Raw genomic sequence first — 15304 nt, 5'->3', positions numbered from 1 at the left:
CCGGGTTTGTTGCGTCAGGGGCAGCGCCGATCAAATGGCGGCCGTGCGCTCCATCAACCAAGCCAGCGCGGCGCGGTCCTCGGGGGCTTGCAGGCGCGGGGCCAGGCGCTCGCGCACCATGGCGTGGTACTGGTTGAGCCAAGCGATTTCATCGGCGCGCATCAGGCTCATGTCGATGCAGCGGGTGTCGATGGGGCACAGCGTCAGGGTTTCGAACTGCAGGAAGTCGCCGAACTCGCTGCTGGGCGCTTCTACATTGAGTACCAGGTTCTCGATGCGCACCCCCCAGCGGCCGGGCTTGTAGAGACCGGGCTCGATGGAGGTGATCATGCCGGGCAGCATGGCCATGTGGGCGTCGGGGATGGCCTTGCTGATGCTTTGCGGGCCTTCGTGCACGTTCAAGAAATAGCCCACGCCATGGCCGGTGCCGTGGCCGTACTCCAGGCTTTCGGCCCACAGCGGCGCGCGGGCCAGACTGTCCAGCATGGGCGAGGGTGTGCCTTTGGGGAAGCGGGCACGGCTCAGGTTGAGCGTGCCTTTGAGCACCAGGGTGAAGTCGCGGCGGTGATCGGCCGTGATGGTGCCCACGGGCCAAACGCGGGTGATGTCGGTGGTGCCGCCCAGGTACTGGCCGCCAGAGTCGATCAGCAGCAAGCCATTGCCCTCAATGACCGAGTGCAGCTCGGGCAGAGCGCGGTAATGCGGCATGGCGCCGTTGCTGTTGAAGCCGGCAATGGTGGGGAAGGACAGGCCCACAAAGCCGGGGCGGCGGGCGCGCTCGGCGGTGAGCTTCTCGTCGATGGTGATCTCGGTGATGCGCTCGCCGCTGGCCTTGGCCTTTTCGAACCAGGCGTAGAAGTGGCACATGGCCACGCCGTCTTCGGCCATCGCTTCGCGGATGTGGGCCGCTTCTTCAGCCGTCTTGCGGCTCTTGGCCAAGGTGCTGGGGTTGATGGCCTCGATCAACGTCACACCTTGGGCGGCGGCTTCGCGCAGGCCCAGGGTGACGCGGCGGGGGTCGATCAGCAGCCGGGCGTCGCGTGGCAATGCGGCCAAGCCGCTGCTGGCTTGGGCATAGTCGGCCAGGGTGATGCCCTCGTTGGCCAGTTGGGCCGCCAAGGCGGCAGGCACTTTGCCCGCGCCGACATAGAGCGTGGCGCCTGTGGTGCTGACCAGCAAGTGCGCCAGGAAGACGGGGTTGTAGTCCACGTCCGAGCCGCGCAGGTTGGTGATCCAGGCAATGTCGTCCACCGTCGAGACAAAGTGGTGGGTCGCGCCATGCTGGGCCATGCCGGCACGCACGATGTCGAGCTTGGCCGCGCGGCTCATGGGTGAATAAGGCGCCACGTGGTCATAAATGGCCGCGGCGGGCAGGGCAGGGCGCTCGTCCCAGGCGCTGGCCAGAGGGTCCAGGTCGGTGCGCAGCACAATGCCTGCACGGTCGGTGGCGGCGCGCAATTGCTGTGCCGCGGCCAGGCCCAGCACCATGCCGTCCACGCCCAGGGTCTCGCCGGTCTTCAGGTGGCTGGCGATCCAGTCGAGGTGGTGCACCGCAGCGCCCGTGGGGATCTTGACCAGCTCAATGCCGCTGCCTTGCAGCTCGCGCTCGGCTTGCTCCCAGTAGCGGCCGTCGGCGAACAGGGCGGCGTCTGTCAGGGTGACCACCAAGGTGCCGGCCGAGCCACTGAAGCCCGAGAACCACTCACGCCCCTGCCAGTGGCCGGGTAGATACTCGGAAATGTGCGGGTCACTGGAGGGCACCAGCACGCCGTGCAGGTGGTGGGCTTGCAGGGCCTCGCGCAAGCGGGCAATGCGAAGGCGGGCGGGGGCGGTGCGGGTGTCCATGGTCAGGCTTCCGTTGGGCCACCGCCTTGGGTGAAAGCGGGTGGCAGGTGTGCGGGTGAAGCGCGGATTCTAGGAGCAGCGGCGGCAGCGCGGGGGTGCAAATAGGGGAGTCCCTACCCAGCGCGCTTGAACGGTCGCATCCCTTGGGCAGCCGCCGGTTTACAAGTCGGTTCGCAGCTCCCAGATCTCAGGGAACAGCACCACGTCCAGCATCTTGCGCAAGTAGCTCACGCCGCCGGTGCCGCCGGTGCCGCGTTTGACCCCAATGACGCGCTGCACGGTGGTGAGGTGGCGGAAGCGCCAGAGGCGGAAGGCGTCTTCTAGATCGGTCAGCTCCTCGCCCAGTTGATACAGGTCCCAATGAGCCTGGGGGTTGCGATAGACCTGCAGCCAGGCGGCCTCAACCTCGGGGCTGGCGGTGTAGGGCTGGGTCCAGTCGCGCTCGGTGTGGCTGCGCGGCACGGCAATGCCGCGGCGGGCCAGCAAGCGCAGCGCTTCGTCGTACAGCGACGGGGCGCGCCAGGCTTGCTCGACCGGGGCCAGCAGGTCGGGCCGATGCGCATGGGGCTTGAGCATGGCGGCATTCTTGTTGCCCAGGCTGAACTCAATGCAGCGGTACTGCCAGCTCTGAAAGCCACTGCTTTGCGCCAGATAGGGCCGGATGGCCGAGTACTCAGGCGGCGTCATGGTGGCCAGCACGTCCCAGGCGTGCACCAGTTGCTCCATGATTTTGGAGACGCGGGCCAGCATCTTGAAAGCCGGCGGCAGCTCGTCTTGCGCCAAGTGGCTGACGGCGGCACGCAGCTCGTGCAGCATCAGCTTCATCCACAACTCACTCGTTTGGTGCTGCACGATGAACAGCATCTCGTTGTGATCGGGTGAGAGCGGGTGCTGGGCGCTCAGCACTTCGTCCAGATGCAGGTAATCGCCGTAGGTCATGCTGCTCGAGAAATCGAGCTGTGCGCCTTCTTCGTGGACGATGGCTTCCGCACCGGTGGGCGCAGCTTCAGGGCCCTTGTGAGGGGCGTGATAAGGGCAAGTCATGGCGCGCTCCTTCAGGTCACTGCGGCTTTTTGGTTGAAGCGGGCTTCACGCCATTCGCCGCTGTCAAGCACCGTGGCCAGCGCCGTGACCGCGTCGTACACATCCACAAAGCGCACATACAGCGGCGTGAAGCCAAAGCGCAGCAAGTCGGGCTCGGCGGCGGTGCCGTCGCCGGCGCGGAAGTCGCCGATCACACCACGCGCGATCAAGGCTTGCATCACGGCGTAGCCGTGTTCAGGGCAGGCCAGAGAGACCTGGCTGCCGCGCTCGCTGTGCGCGGGCGGCGTGGCCACCGGCAGGGCGTGGCCCGCGCAGCGCTCGCGCACCTGGGCGATGAACAGGTCGGTCAACTGCAGCGACTTGGCCCGCAGTGCCGCCATGCCGCCCAGCGGCTCGGCGGCCAGCAAAGTGTCCACGCCGCACTCCAGCGCCGACATGGCCAGCACGGCCGGAGTGCCGCAGAGATAGCGCGAGATGCCTGCGGCTGGGGCGTACTGGGTGTCGAAGGTGAAGGGATGGGCATGGCCCATCCAGCCCGAGAGCGGCTGCCAGAAGCGGTCGGCGTGGCGTGCATGGGCCCAGACAAAGGCCGGAGCGCCCGGGCCACCATTCAGGTATTTGTAGCCGCAGCCAATGGCGAAGTCGGCTTGCGCGCCGTTGAGGTCGACCGGCACGGCGCCGGCCGAGTGCGCCAGGTCCCACACCGTCAGCGTCCCCACGGCATGGGCCTGGGCGGTGACGCTGGCCATGTCGAACATGCGGCCACTGCGGTAGTTCACATGGGTCAGCATCAGCACCGCCACGTCCTGACTCAGGTCTTGGGCCAATTGCTCGGCCGTAGTGAGCTTGAGCGTCATGCCGTGCTGAGCGGCCAGGCTCTGAGCGATATAGAGGTCGGTGGGGAAGTTGCTGCGCTCAGAGAGGATGACCTTGCGCTCGGGGTGATTGACGCGGGCGATGCTGAGCGCCGCACTCAGCACTTTGTAGAGGTTGATGGAGGTGGAGTCAGCCACCACCAGCTCGCCCGGCTGGGCGCCCACCAGGCGGCCGACCTTGTCGCCCACGCGCTGCGGCAGGGTGATCCACCCAGCGCTGTTCCAGCTGCGGATCAGGCCTTCGCCCCATTCTTGTTGGATCACCTCGGCCACCCGCTGACCGGTGCTGCGCGGCAGCACGCCGAGCGAGTTGCCGTCGAGGTAGTTCACGCCCTCAGGCAGTTGGAACTGGGCGCGCAACGGCGCCAGGGGGTCGGCGGCGTCCAACGCCAGGCAGTCTTGTCGTGTGAGTGTCATCGCTGTCTTTCAAGTTTCAAGCCAGGGGTCGCAGCACCGCCCGCACGGGCGACGCGTCGGCCTCCATCAATTTCAGGGGCAGGGCGATCAGCTCATAGTCGCCCTCAGCCACGTCATCGAGCAGCAGGTTTTCCAGCACGCGCAAACCCCGCTGGCGCAGCACTTGGTGGCTGGGCAGGGTCTTGCTGTCGGCCGGGTCCACGCTGGCCGAGTCGATGCCCACCAGCAGCACGCCCGCATCGGCCAGCGCGGTGATGGTCTCGGGCGCGAAAGCGGGCAGGGCAGTGTCAAAGTGGTCTTGCGGCTGCCGGATGTAGCTGCGCACCAGCACGCGTGGTGGCAAATCCGCCCAGGCATGCTGCAGATGTTGGGGCTCGATCAAAGGGCCGCAGCCCATCACATGGATGACGCGGCAGGGGCCCAGATACGGTGTCAGGTCGACCTGGCCAATGGAGGGCCCTTGCGGGTCATAGTGCAGCGGCGCGTCTGCATGGGCTCCCACATGCGGCGAGAGGGTCAGGCTGGCCACATTCACCGGGCAGCCCGGTGAAATGGTGGCACCCCATTGCTGCTGATAGGCCGTGTCGCCAGGGAACACCGGCGAGCCGGTGCGCACCGGCGGGCTGATGTCAATTAGTTGACAACTAAAGTATTTATCCATGGGCGCGAAGTTAGCGCCAATGGCTGCCTCATGGTGTCGGTTGCCCCCAACACCCAGGGAAAACACGGGGTGAACGTGGCGGCGGGTTAGCCGGGCAGAGGGGCCATGCCGTGACGCTGGCGTGCCCGGGCGCAGGCCTCATCGCCCCGTCCGAGGGGCGACAGCGCGCCAAACTCCCGGCAGGGGCCGGGGCGCCACTCATAGATGCCGCACTGGGCGTTGACGCCCACCTGGCCGGTCAGTGCGGCGCAGCGCGGCTGCGCATGGTCGGTGCCGCGCATGCGGCAGGTCCAGTCGTTCAAGTCGACCGTCAGGCCGTCCGGCACGCTGCCGCCTTCGCTGAGCAGCTCTTGGCGCGCAAAGTCCACGCGGAAGCTGGCGCAGCACGCACCGCAGCCCACACAAGGGTTGTCTTGCGCGCTCATTGGCCCGCGTCTTCGGTGGGGGCACTGGCGCGCACCACGGTCACCGTGCAATCGCTTTCCGCCACGACTTGGGAAGAGACGCTGCCCAGGTAGCGGCGCAGGGCGGACTGGCCGCGTGCGCCCATGACGATGTGGTCCACCTGGTTGCGGCGTGCAAACTCGACGATCGCCGAGGCAGCGTCGGGTGCTTCCAGCACATGAAAGGTCAGCCGGCCGTCTTGCAGATTGAGCGACTTGCTGATGGGGCGGGCCCAGTGCTTCAGGCTGATGAGTTGCTTGACGTGCACGCTTTGGCCTTTTTCGTCGGTCAGCTCGTCCATGCCAATGCGGGCAATCTTCATCACACTGACGCAGGCCAGGCGTGCGCCGGGCTCGGTCAGCACAATGCGGCTGACGGTCTCGCGGAGTTTTTCGATCAGCTCGGGCGCCGCGTTTTCAACGTCCACCGCCGCCATGATGATGGGGTTCTGGTTGACCACCTGGGTCGCGCTGACGCCGCGCGTCTCCGGCTCGGAGCCAATGGCAAAGAACCAGCGCTTCAGGCGAGTGAGGGCGCCGCTGCGGGTCATGCGCTCGGCCCGCTTGGTCAGCGGGATCTGCGTCGGGTCTTGCAGGGCCAGTGACAACTGCGCCGCGCTCTGATAACGGTTCTCGGGCTTGACCTCCAAGCACTTGAGGATGACCTCTTGCAGCCAGGGTGGGCAGTCCGGGCGAATGGCACGCGGTGGCACGGCTTCGACAAACAAGCGCTTGCGCAAGCCATGCACGGAGTTGGGCGCCCCGAAGGGCCGCTCACCGGTGGTCAGGTGATAGAGCATCACGCCCAGGGCAAACAGGTCAGAGCGCGGGTCATTCCGCACAAACTGCACCTGCTCGGGCGACATATAGGGCCCGGTGCCCATGGGCAGGGTGAACTCTTCGTCCAGCAGGTCGGGCAGGTGGTCGTGTCGCGACAGGCCAAAGTCGATCAGCACGGCAGTGCCGTCCGGCCGGAAGAGGATGTTGCTGGGCTTGATGTCCAGGTGCACCACATGCTGACGGTGCAGCTCGTGCAGGGCCGCGGCTACCCGCGAGCCCAGTTCCACCACCTCGTCCAGCGACAGTGGCGCGTCATCCAGCCGGGGCCGCAGGCTCGCGCCGGGGATGTGCTCCATCACGATGAAGGGCTGGCGGGTGAAGTCACCCTTGGCCACGAACTTGGGCACATGCGGCCCCGTGAGCGTGGGCATGATCATGCGCTCGACCTCGAAGCCCACGATGGTGGCGGGGTCCTCGCCGCCCTTGATGCGTGGCACCTTCATGATCAGCGGCATGCCCGGCGTCACCTTAGCGGCCAGCTTGGCGCCTTGCGGTGTGTCGGGCAGGATGGAGACCCGCCAGAGTGTGGCCATGCCGCCTTGGTGCAAGCGCTCTTCGAGCTTGAAACCGTCGATCTCCTGGCCCGCTTCGAGCGGGTTCAGTCCGACTTCTGCCGCGTCGCTGGCAAAGCCGGTGAAGCTGTTACTGTCCATGCGCGAGACGCTCCGCCAATCGCACAGGAAGCCCCGCCTCGCGGATCTTGGCACCTGCCAGTTCGAAGTCGTAGGGCACGCGCTGGAAGGTCAGCGTTTGCTCGTCGGTGTCGAAGAGGGCATAGCAAGCGGCCGGGTTGCCGTCACGCGGCTGGCCCGCCGAGCCCGGCACGATCAGCCATTGGCGCAGGGACGGAATGGGGATCTCAATGCCCGGTGTGGGCACAAAGTCGCCGGCCTTGCCGGTGCCTGAGAGGTGGAAGAGCTTGGGCTCGTGCATGTGACCGCAGAAGGTGTAGTGGCAGGTCGTGGCATGCAGGCTGCGCACCGCCTCGATGCGGCCCTGGATGTACTCCCACTCAGCCGGCGCAAAGGCGTTGGCATGCACAAACAGCATGTCACCGTCAGTCTTAGAGAGTGGCAGGCCTTGAAGCCAGGCGAGTTGATCCGCATCAAGCTGGGCGCGCGTCCATTCCAGCACCACGCGGGCCTCCGGCCGCATATTGGGCGAGGGGGCCTCCGCCACACCGGCGTCGTGGTTGCCTCCGACGGCAATCGCTCCATCGGCGATGTAGCGCCGCACCGTGTCCACCACCCAGCCGGGGTCGGCCCCGTAGCCGACATAGTCGCCCAAGAAAGCAAAGCGTTCGGCGCCCTGCGCATGGGCGTGGTTCAGCACAGCTTCCACCGCTTCGCGGTTGGCGTGCAGGTCGGTGATCACCGCCAACTTCATGGTGTCTGTCTCCTGCGGCCGCTCTGAGGCGACCGTCTGTCTTTCGTGATCGAACAGTCTGCAGGCCCTGACGGGCCGCCGTCTCGGCTTTTTAGCCGATCCGGCCGAGCGAAAGGTACTCCATGAGTGCCTTTTGCACGTGCATTCTGTTCTCTGCTTCGTCCCAGACGACGGATTGGGGGCCGTCGATGACGTCGGCAGTGACTTCCTCGCCACGGTGCGCGGGTAGGCAGTGCATGAACAGTGCGTCGGGCTGGGCCTGGGCCATCATCTCGGCGTCCACGCACCAGTCGGCAAAGGCCTTGAGGCGGGCTTCGTTCTCGGCCTCGTAACCCATGCTGGTCCAAACGTCGGTGGTCACCAGGTGAGCACCACGGCAGGCTTCGACAGGGTCTTTGAAGACTTTGTAGCAGTTGCTGTTGCTGATGCCCGCGACGCTGGCGTCCACCTCGTAGCCGCCCGGCGTGCTGACATGGACCGTGAAGCCCAAGATCTCCGCCGCCTGCAGCCAGGTGTTGGCCATGTTGTTGCCATCGCCCACCCAGGCCACGACCTTGCCCTTGAGGCAGTCCAGGTCATAGCCCTTGGCGTTCAAGGGCGCACGGTGTTCCAGGTAGGTGAAGAGGTCGGCCAGGATCTGGCAAGGGTGGAACTCATTGGTCAGGCCATTGATGACCGGCACGCGCGAGTGCGCGGCAAAGCGCTCGATCTTGGTCTGCTCAAAAGTGCGGATCATCACGATGTCAACCATGCGGCTGATCACGCGTGCGCTGTCTTCAATCGGCTCGGCTCTGCCCAACTGGCTGTCGCCGGTGGTCAGGTGCACCACCGAGCCGCCCATTTGGTACATGCCGGCTTCAAAGCTGACGCGGGTGCGGGTCGAGGCCTTCTCGAAGATCATGGCTAGGGTGCGGTCCACCAGCGGCTGGTACTTCTCGTAGTTCTTGAAGCGCTGCTTGATGACCCGGGCCCGCTCGAAGAGGTAGGCATACTCTTCGGCCCGGAGATCCTTGAATTGCAGGTAGTGTTTCATGAGGCTCATTCCCGGTTTCATGGGTTCTCAGGCCCGAGGCTCGGCAAGAAAGGTCTTGATGATGGGGACCAGCAGGCTGACGATCTCGTCGGCTTCGTCGCGGCTCAGAATCAGTGGCGGCACCATGCGCACCACGGTGTCGGCCGTCACCGACGCCAGCAAACCGGCTTCCATGGCACGGGTCAGGATCACGCCGCAAGGGCGGTCCAGCTCAATGCCCAGCATCAGGCCCTGTCCGCGAATCTCCTTCACGCCGGCCACACCGGCCAACTCGCGCGCCAAGCTGGCGCTGAGATGGCCGCCGACCTCCGCTGCGTGGGCCATCAAACCCTCGGCTTGCATGACTTCGAGCGTGGTGATGCCCGCACGCATGGCCAGCGCATTGCCGCCAAAGGTGGTGCCGTGGTTGCCGGGGCCGAGGATGGTTTTGGCCTTCGGCCCGACGACCACCGCGCCAATGGGGACGCCCGAGCCCAGACCCTTGGCCAGCGGCATCACGTCCGGCTGGATGCCGGCCCACTGGTGGGCAAACCACTTGCCGGTACGACCAATACCGCACTGCACTTCGTCGAGCATCAGCAGCAAGTTGTGCTCGTCACACAGGGCGCGCAGGCCTTGCAAGAACTCGATGCGGGCCGGCACCACGCCGCCTTCACCTTGGATGGTCTCCAAGAAAATGGCGGTCAGTTGGGGGTGGCTGGCAATGGCTTGGCGCACGGCCTCCAAATCGTTCAGTGGCACGCGCACAAAGCCCTCCACCAAGGGGCCAAAGCCGGCTTGGACTTTGGGGTTGGCGGTGGCGGACAAGGTGGCGATGGAGCGGCCATGGAAAGCCTTCTCAAACACCATCACTTCTGGGCGATCAATGCCGCGGTCATGTCCAACCTTGCGAGCGATCTTCAGCGCCGCCTCATTGGCTTCCAGGCCAGAGTTGCAGAAGAACACGGCGTCCAAGCCAGACAGTTCGCAGAGCTTGGCGGCCAATTGCTCTTGCAGCGGGCTTTGGTAGTAGTTGGAGCAGTGGATCATCTGCCCCACCTGCGCTTGCAAGGCGGCGACCAATTTGGGGTGCGCATGGCCCAAGGTGTTGACGGCAATGCCGCCCAAGGCGTCCAAGTAACGTCGGCCCTCGGTGTCCCACACTCGGCAGCCCACACCATGCGACAGCGCAATGGGGAGGCGACCATAAGTGTTCATCACGTGGGACATGTCGGTAGACATTAAGGATCTCCAAAAAATGAGAAATGAGGGTGGGCCAAAAAGCAATGGGCGGGTGCGTTGACTCCAGCCGAACAGGCCGAAAGTCGCACCAGCCCACGCTTTGATTCTAAAGCCGCGTCCCAAGAGGCCGAAGAGATGAACTTCGGTCACGCTGAATGATCACCATGCTTGCTGCGGTGCAACAACTCCAAGGCACAATAGCGCCACCGTCACCCGGCGCCACCCATGCGCATCAGGCGACAGCGCCATGCCAGCTTTTGTCGGTACCATCCGCGCCCGTGCCTGCCAACTCGAACCACAAGTCAGTGTCCAAGCCCAGCGAACTCTTTATCCAGGGAATCACCCTGGATGGCCGAACCTTCCGCCCCAGTGACTGGGCGGAGCGCTTGGCGGGTGCCATGTCCTGTTTTCGCCCAGGCGGCGTGCAGGGCGGCATCGGCGCCTATATTGGCTACTCACCGTACTGTGTGCCGCGTGTCATCAATGGCGTGAAGTGCGTCATCGTCAACGAGGCCCTCAAGGGCATTGAGCCCATGGCCTGGGATTTTGTGATGAATTTCGCCCGGGACAACGGCCTGCAGGTGGTGGAAGCCTGCTATTTGCCGGAACAGCCCGGTTCTTGAGTGGAGCCTCCCGGCTCGCTGAGTGCAGCACTTGGCGACTCAGCAATGAAAAGGCCCCGCATTGCGGGGCCTTACTCTTTCCACCTGGGGGTTTCGTTTAGGCGGCGAGCGCCTTGACTTTGGCCGACAGGCGGCTCTTGTGGCGTGCTGCCTTGTTCTTGTGGAAGATGCCCTTATCAGCGATCGAGTCGATCACGCTTTGGGCTGTCTTGAACATTTCAGTCGCAGCGGACTTGTCACCCTTGGCGACTGCCTTGAGCACGTTCTTGATGGAGGTACGGAACTTGGAGCGCAGCGAAGAGTTCGCTTCGTTCAACTTGACGTCCTGGCGGGCGCGCTTGCGGCCCGAGGCCAGGCGCACTGTGCGCTTCTTGGCTTTGGAAGAGGTGGCCATGCTGTATGGTTGTCCAGGTGGTAAAGACTGTCGAGTATAGCAGTTATTTCAATAACTTGGCAATCTATGCCCGAGCCGATGCTCTAGATTTAGGGTGCGGCCGGGATGGGGAAACTGTCGGCCGCTGCCCAAAGGCCTGTCCTCCTGCAACGCTTTCTATAATCTGCCGCTCCCCGGCGCGCAGCCCTTCGCGCGCACTATTTGCCCTGCTTCCGTTTTGCTGTGCGCTGCCGCGCGGCCGCTTTATGAATCTTCTCAAGGCCGCATCGACTGTTTCACTGTGGACCATGCTGTCCCGCATCACGGGCTTGGTGCGCGACCAGCTCATTGCAGCCGCTTTTGGCGCTACAGCGCTGACCGATGCCTTCAACGTGGCGTTTCGGATTCCGAATCTGCTGCGACGCTTGTTTGGCGAAGGCGCTTTTTCGGCGGCCTTTGTGCCACTGCTGGCCGCCACGCGGGCGAGTGAAGGCGACGAAGTCACCCGTAGCTTGATCGATGCCGTGGCCACCGTCCTCTTTTGGTGCTTGTTGGCCACGTGCGTGTTGGGTGTGGCGGGTGCACCCATCATCGTGTGGATGTTTGGTGCGGGCCTGAAGGAGATGGACTTGGCGGTGTTGATGACCCGCTGGATGTTCCCCTACATCGGTTTCATGTCCTTGGTGGCGCTCTCGGCGGGTGTCTTGAACACCTGGAAGAAATTCGCAGTGCCTGCGGCGACCCCAGTGTTGCTGAATGTCGCCATGATCGGCGCTTCGCTCTGGATTGCACCTTTGCTCAAGAGCCATGGCATTGCCCCCATCCATGCTTTGTCGGCGGGCGTGTTGATTGGCGGCGCATTGCAGTTGGGCATTCAGATCCCGGCCTTGCATCGCATTGGCTGCCTGCCCCGCATTGGGCTGAGTGGGCGGGCCATCCGTGCGGCTTGGCACCACCCCGGGGTTCGTCGAGTGCTGTCGCAGATGGGGCCGGCGTTGCTGGGGGTGTCGGTGGCGCAGATCTCATTGCTCATCAACACCCAAATTGCCTCGCATCTGGGCGAGGGGGCCGTCTCGTGGTTGTTCTATGCCGACCGCTTGATGGAATTGCCCACCGCGATTTTGGGCGTGGCCTTGGGCGTGGTGCTGATCCCAGGCCTCTCGGCGCTGCAGGCCAAGGGTGACCGAGAAGGGTATTCAGCCCATCTTGATTGGGGTCTGCGCATGGTGGCCCTGCTGGCGCTGCCTTGCGCGGTGGCTTTGTTGCTGATGGCCCAACCGCTGATCGCGGTCTTGTTCCACAACGGCAAATTCAGTGCCGAAGCCGTGACCATGTCGGCGCTGGCCCTGCAGTCCTACGGCGTCGGCTTGATGGGGATTGTGGGCGTCAAGGTCTTGGCGCCGGGCTTTTTTGCCAAGCAAGACATGCGCACGCCGGTGCGCATTGCGATAGTGGTGCTGGTGGCGACGCAGTTGATGAATATTGCGTTTGTGCCCTGGCTGGGTCATGCGGGCTTGGCCTTGTCCATTGGCTTGGGCGCGACCTTGAATGCCGTCTGGCTGTTCATGGGGTTGCGCCGCCAGGGCTTGTATGCCCCGCTGCCGGGGTGGGGGGTGTTTGGTCTGCGCTTGTTGCTCGCCAATGGGCTGATGGGGGCGGGCCTGTGGTGGGCGGTGGCCCAGTTTGACTGGATTGCCCTGCAGGCTGACCGCCTGGCGCGCGCGGGTTGGCTGGCGCTGATCATCGTGACCGCCATTGCGGCCTACTTTGCGGTCCTGCGCTTGACGGGCTTGAATCTGCGCAGTTTTGTCCGCCGGGGCTGAAAGCTTCTGCAGAGGCCTCTACACTTGCAGCCATGACTTCGCGTTGGGCTCCCGCGTCGACCAGTGCCTTTGAGTACTTTGCTGCCTTGGTGGCGGAGGACGATCACTTTCCGCTGCTCGAAGCCGCTGCGGCCGTCGGCTTGGACGACGACCCGGTGCTCGACGTAGAAGCCGTGCTGGCAGAAGTCGAGGCCCTGGCCGAACGCTTGAAGCAGCGCCTGCCCCAAGATGCGGGGGCGGTGCAGCGCTTGCGAGCCTTGAACCGCTATTTCTTCAAGGAATTGGGCTTCTCGGGCAATGTCAACGACTATTACGCCGCTGAGAACAGCCTGATCCATCGTGTGTTGAGCACGCGGCGCGGCATTCCCATTTCGCTCGCACTCCTCTACATGGAAATGGCCCAGCACATTGGGCTGAAGGCCCACGGCGTGTCCTTTCCGGGGCATTTCTTGGTCAAGCTGCGTCTGCCGGCGGGTGAGGTGGTGATGGACCCCTTCACGGGCCGCTCGCTGAGCCGTGAAGCCCTGGAGGAGCGGCTGGAGCCCTTCCGCCAACGCCAAGGCCTGGTGGGAGACTTCGAAGCGCCGCTGGGCCTGTTTTTGCAGTCCACGGAGCCGCGCTACATCCTGGCGCGCTTGCTGGGCAACCTCAAAGCGCTGTATCGAGAACGTCAAGACTGGCCGCGCTTGTTGGCCATTCAAGAGCGTCTGGTGGCACTCCTGCCCGAGGCCTGGGAGGAGCGGCGCGACCGGGGCTTGGTGCTGGCCGAGCTGGGCCTGGATGAGCCCGCGGAGTCGGACTTGAGCGCTTATTTGGCGCAAAGGCCCGATGCGGCCGACGCACCTTTGCTGCGTGCCCGTGTGGACGCATTGCGAAGCAGTCCACGGCCTCTGCTGCATTAGGGCGCCCAAGGCCCCTAGGGTCAGCACCTACAATCTCAGCGTTCCTGAAACCCTTTTCATCGCCCCTTGAGGCGCCTACCGATTGCATGACACCTACCCCTGACCAGCGCCAAATGTTCCGCTGGCTGCTGATTGCAGCCACGCTCATGGGCGTGGTGTGGCTGTTGGCGCCGGTGTTGACGCCTTTCATCGTGGCGGCGGTGCTGGCTTATGCCCTACACCCGGCGGTAGAGGCTTTGGTGGCCCGCCGTGTGCCGCGCACCTTGTCGGTGACGATGGTGGTCTTGCTGGCGCTGCTGGGTGTGTTGTCGCTGCTGCTGCTCATCATCCCCATCCTCTCCAAAGAGATTCCGCTGCTCAAGGCGCAGATTCCACTCTTGGCGGAGCGGCTGAATCAACACCTCACGCCGCTGCTAGCGCAGTACGGTGTCCAAGTGCAGCTGGACGTGGCGGGCATCAAGGCCATGGCGTTGAAGTTCTTTGATGGCAACTTGGAAGATGGCCTCGCCACCTTGCTCAGTTCGGCACGCATCGGCGGCAGCGTGGTGTTGTCGCTGCTGGGCAACTTGGTGCTGGTGCCTATGGTGCTGTTTTACCTGTTGCTGGATTGGTCGCCGTCTGTGGAGCGGGTGCGCCGCTTTGTGCCCCCGCGCTTTCAGGCCCGCACCGACGCTTTCTTGGCCGAGTGCGACGACGTGCTGGGCCAATACCTGCGCGGTCAGTTGGCGGTGATGCTGGCGCTGGCTCTGTACTACACCGTGGCTTTGAAGTTAGCGGGCTTTGAGTTGGCCTTGCCGGTGGGGATCTTCACCGGGTTGGCCATCTTCATTCCGTATTTGGGTTTTGGCCTGGGGGCCGTGTTGGCCTTGTTGGCCGGCTTGTTGCAGTTCACCGGGTGGTGGGGCGTGGGCGCGGTGGCCCTTGTTTACGGCCTGGGCCAAGTGCTGGAGAGCTTTGTGTTGACGCCGCGCTTGGTGGGCGAGCGCATTGGCCTCAGCCCCTTGGCTGTGATTTTTGCGCTGCTGGCCTTTGGCCACCTGTTCGGCTTTGTCGGTGTGCTGATCGCTTTGCCCGTGTCGGCCGTGCTGCTGGTGGCCCTGCGCCGCGTCAAGGTGACGTATCTGAACAGCGAGTTGTACCGCGGATGAAACAACTACCGCTGGATATGGGTTTGGGTGCAGAGCCCAGCTTTGAGACCTTTGTGCCGGGCCATAACGCGATGGCTCTGGCTGCGCTGCGCCAATGGTCGACCCCTTCGGCACCTTTGTATCTGCATGGCCCCGAGGGCTCGGGTAAGACGCATCTGCTGTCGGCCTTGGCCGCTCAGGTGCGCAGCTTGGGTGGGCGCTGTGGGTGGTTCAAGGCGCAAGATCCTCTGCCGTGGGCCTTCGATGAAGGCTGGACCCTGATCGTCATCGAAGGCGCAGAGCAACTGGACGCCGCGCGTCAGCACGCCGCCTTCACGCTGTTTGTGGAGGCTGCCACCCACGGCATTCAAATGGCCTGCTCGGGCAGCCTGCCACCGGTGGATTTGCCGGTGCGCGAAGACCTGCGCTCGCGCTTTGGCTGGGGGCCGGTCTATGCGCTGCAGCCCTTGGACGAGGCCGCCACACGCTCTGCCTTGCGTCGTGAAGCCGATCGCCGAGGGCTGTGGTTGTCCGACGAAGTGATGGAACATTTGATGACGCGTTTCTCGCGCGACCTGTCCTCTCAAATGGCTTTGCTGCACCGCTTGGATCACTTTTCTCTGGCTGAAAAGCGTGTCGTCACCGTGCCACTGCTGAAAAAAATGGTTGCTGAAGAAGGAAGTTGCTGAGC

The 15304-nt window shown here is 64.2% G+C and carries 15 protein-coding genes; 5 read left to right on the top strand and 10 right to left on the bottom strand.

The genetic code is table 11. The features are described from left to right. Positions 1–30 precede the first annotated feature (30 nt). The 9 genes from KAK11_RS16550 to KAK11_RS16510 form a co-directional block, all read right to left on the bottom strand. Positions 31–1845, bottom strand: coding sequence for an aminopeptidase P family protein (locus KAK11_RS16550; RefSeq protein ID WP_210810343.1), 1815 nt, complete (start codon positions 1843–1845; stop codon positions 31–33). A 159-nt stretch (positions 1846–2004) separates the two neighbouring features. Then, positions 2005–2889, bottom strand: coding sequence for a tryptophan 2,3-dioxygenase (gene kynA, locus KAK11_RS16545; protein ID WP_210810341.1), 885 nt, complete (start codon positions 2887–2889; stop codon positions 2005–2007). Positions 2890–2900: 11 nt separating this feature from the next. Then, positions 2901–4181: a kynureninase gene (gene kynU / locus KAK11_RS16540; RefSeq protein ID WP_210810340.1), complete on the bottom strand. Its 1281-nt coding sequence runs from the start codon at positions 4179–4181 to the stop codon at positions 2901–2903. A gap of 16 nt (positions 4182–4197) precedes the next feature. Then, on the bottom strand, positions 4198–4842 hold the full coding sequence (kynB, locus tag KAK11_RS16535) for an arylformamidase (RefSeq protein WP_210810339.1): 645 nt from the start codon (positions 4840–4842) through the stop codon (positions 4198–4200). An 86-nt stretch (positions 4843–4928) separates the two neighbouring features. Continuing rightward, a complete protein-coding gene (locus tag KAK11_RS16530; RefSeq protein ID WP_210810338.1) occupies positions 4929–5267 on the bottom strand; it encodes a YkgJ family cysteine cluster protein in 339 nt (112 codons plus the stop codon). Next, on the bottom strand, positions 5264–6778 hold the full coding sequence (locus KAK11_RS16525) for a bifunctional serine/threonine-protein kinase/universal stress protein (RefSeq protein ID WP_210810337.1): 1515 nt from the start codon (positions 6776–6778) through the stop codon (positions 5264–5266). The genes KAK11_RS16530 and KAK11_RS16525 overlap by 4 nt, the downstream gene beginning before the upstream one ends. Continuing rightward, positions 6768–7511, bottom strand: a complete 744-nt coding sequence (locus KAK11_RS16520; protein ID WP_210810336.1) for a metallophosphoesterase family protein — start codon at positions 7509–7511, stop codon at positions 6768–6770. Before KAK11_RS16520 ends, KAK11_RS16525 begins: the two co-directional genes overlap by 11 nt. 91 nt (positions 7512–7602) lie before the next feature. After that, complete coding sequence (gene argF, locus KAK11_RS16515) at positions 7603–8565, bottom strand: ornithine carbamoyltransferase (RefSeq protein WP_210810334.1); 963 nt, start codon at positions 8563–8565, stop codon at positions 7603–7605. 6 nt (positions 8566–8571) lie between these two features. Beyond that, positions 8572–9765, bottom strand: a complete 1194-nt coding sequence (locus tag KAK11_RS16510; RefSeq protein WP_246499057.1) for an aspartate aminotransferase family protein — start codon at positions 9763–9765, stop codon at positions 8572–8574. Positions 9766–10070: 305 nt separating this feature from the next. On the opposite strand from KAK11_RS16510, the gene KAK11_RS21915 reads away from it, so the two are divergent. Then, complete coding sequence (locus KAK11_RS21915) at positions 10071–10388, top strand: DUF3579 domain-containing protein (RefSeq protein ID WP_310737820.1); 318 nt, start codon at positions 10071–10073, stop codon at positions 10386–10388. Between the two features lie 97 nt (positions 10389–10485). Here KAK11_RS21915 and rpsT read toward each other — a convergent pair whose 3' ends face one another. Next, on the bottom strand, positions 10486–10782 hold the full coding sequence (gene rpsT / locus KAK11_RS16500; RefSeq protein ID WP_210810333.1) for a 30S ribosomal protein S20: 297 nt from the start codon (positions 10780–10782) through the stop codon (positions 10486–10488). 245 nt (positions 10783–11027) lie between these two features. Here rpsT and murJ point away from each other — a divergent pair, with 245 nt between their 5' ends. The 4 genes from murJ (at position 11028) to KAK11_RS16480 (ending at position 15302) form a co-directional block, all read left to right on the top strand. Further along, positions 11028–12584 carry a murein biosynthesis integral membrane protein MurJ gene (gene murJ / locus KAK11_RS16495; RefSeq protein ID WP_210810331.1) on the top strand — a complete coding sequence of 519 codons (1557 nt, stop codon included), beginning with the start codon at positions 11028–11030 and terminating at the stop codon, positions 12582–12584. A 32-nt stretch (positions 12585–12616) separates the two neighbouring features. Further along, a complete protein-coding gene (locus tag KAK11_RS16490; RefSeq protein WP_210810330.1) occupies positions 12617–13486 on the top strand; it encodes a SirB1 family protein in 870 nt (289 codons plus the stop codon). A gap of 86 nt (positions 13487–13572) precedes the next feature. Beyond that, the gene (locus tag KAK11_RS16485; protein ID WP_210810329.1) at positions 13573–14634 is read left to right on the top strand and encodes an AI-2E family transporter; all 1062 of its coding nucleotides are present in this window, start codon (positions 13573–13575) and stop codon (positions 14632–14634) included. After that, positions 14631–15302 (top strand): HdaA/DnaA family protein, encoded by a 672-nt coding sequence (locus KAK11_RS16480; protein ID WP_210810328.1) that lies wholly within the window; start codon positions 14631–14633, stop codon positions 15300–15302. The genes KAK11_RS16485 and KAK11_RS16480 overlap by 4 nt, the downstream gene beginning before the upstream one ends. Positions 15303–15304 lie beyond the last annotated feature (2 nt).

This window comes from Ideonella paludis, from assembly GCF_018069865.1.
Classification (GTDB): Bacteria; Pseudomonadota; Gammaproteobacteria; order Burkholderiales; family Burkholderiaceae_C; genus Ideonella; species Ideonella paludis.
Note: the sequence above shows the minus strand (reverse complement) of the source record. Positions and strands in the feature narration are given on the sequence as shown.

Excerpts from the sequence above, each read along its gene's own strand:
- KAK11_RS16550 (WP_210810343.1), bottom strand. The coding sequence starts at position 1,845 with ATGGACACCCGCACCGCCCCCGCCCGCCTTCGCATTGCCCGCTTGCGC.
- KAK11_RS16480 (WP_210810328.1), top strand. The coding sequence starts at position 14,631 with ATGAAACAACTACCGCTGGATATGGGTTTGGGTGCAGAGCCCAGCTTT.
- murJ (WP_210810331.1), top strand. The coding sequence starts at position 11,028 with ATGAATCTTCTCAAGGCCGCATCGACTGTTTCACTGTGGACCATGCTG.
- KAK11_RS16525 (WP_210810337.1), bottom strand. The coding sequence starts at position 6,778 with ATGGACAGTAACAGCTTCACCGGCTTTGCCAGCGACGCGGCAGAAGTC.
- KAK11_RS16510 (WP_246499057.1), bottom strand. The coding sequence starts at position 9,765 with ATGTCTACCGACATGTCCCACGTGATGAACACTTATGGTCGCCTCCCC.
- argF (WP_210810334.1), bottom strand. The coding sequence starts at position 8,565 with ATGAAACCGGGAATGAGCCTCATGAAACACTACCTGCAATTCAAGGAT.
- kynB (WP_210810339.1), bottom strand. The coding sequence starts at position 4,842 with ATGGATAAATACTTTAGTTGTCAACTAATTGACATCAGCCCGCCGGTG.
- rpsT (WP_210810333.1), bottom strand. The coding sequence starts at position 10,782 with ATGGCCACCTCTTCCAAAGCCAAGAAGCGCACAGTGCGCCTGGCCTCG.
- kynA (WP_210810341.1), bottom strand. The coding sequence starts at position 2,889 with ATGACTTGCCCTTATCACGCCCCTCACAAGGGCCCTGAAGCTGCGCCC.
- KAK11_RS16485 (WP_210810329.1), top strand. The coding sequence starts at position 13,573 with ATGACACCTACCCCTGACCAGCGCCAAATGTTCCGCTGGCTGCTGATT.
- KAK11_RS16530 (WP_210810338.1), bottom strand. The coding sequence starts at position 5,267 with ATGAGCGCGCAAGACAACCCTTGTGTGGGCTGCGGTGCGTGCTGCGCC.
- KAK11_RS16520 (WP_210810336.1), bottom strand. The coding sequence starts at position 7,511 with ATGAAGTTGGCGGTGATCACCGACCTGCACGCCAACCGCGAAGCGGTG.
- kynU (WP_210810340.1), bottom strand. The coding sequence starts at position 4,181 with ATGACACTCACACGACAAGACTGCCTGGCGTTGGACGCCGCCGACCCC.
- KAK11_RS16490 (WP_210810330.1), top strand. The coding sequence starts at position 12,617 with ATGACTTCGCGTTGGGCTCCCGCGTCGACCAGTGCCTTTGAGTACTTT.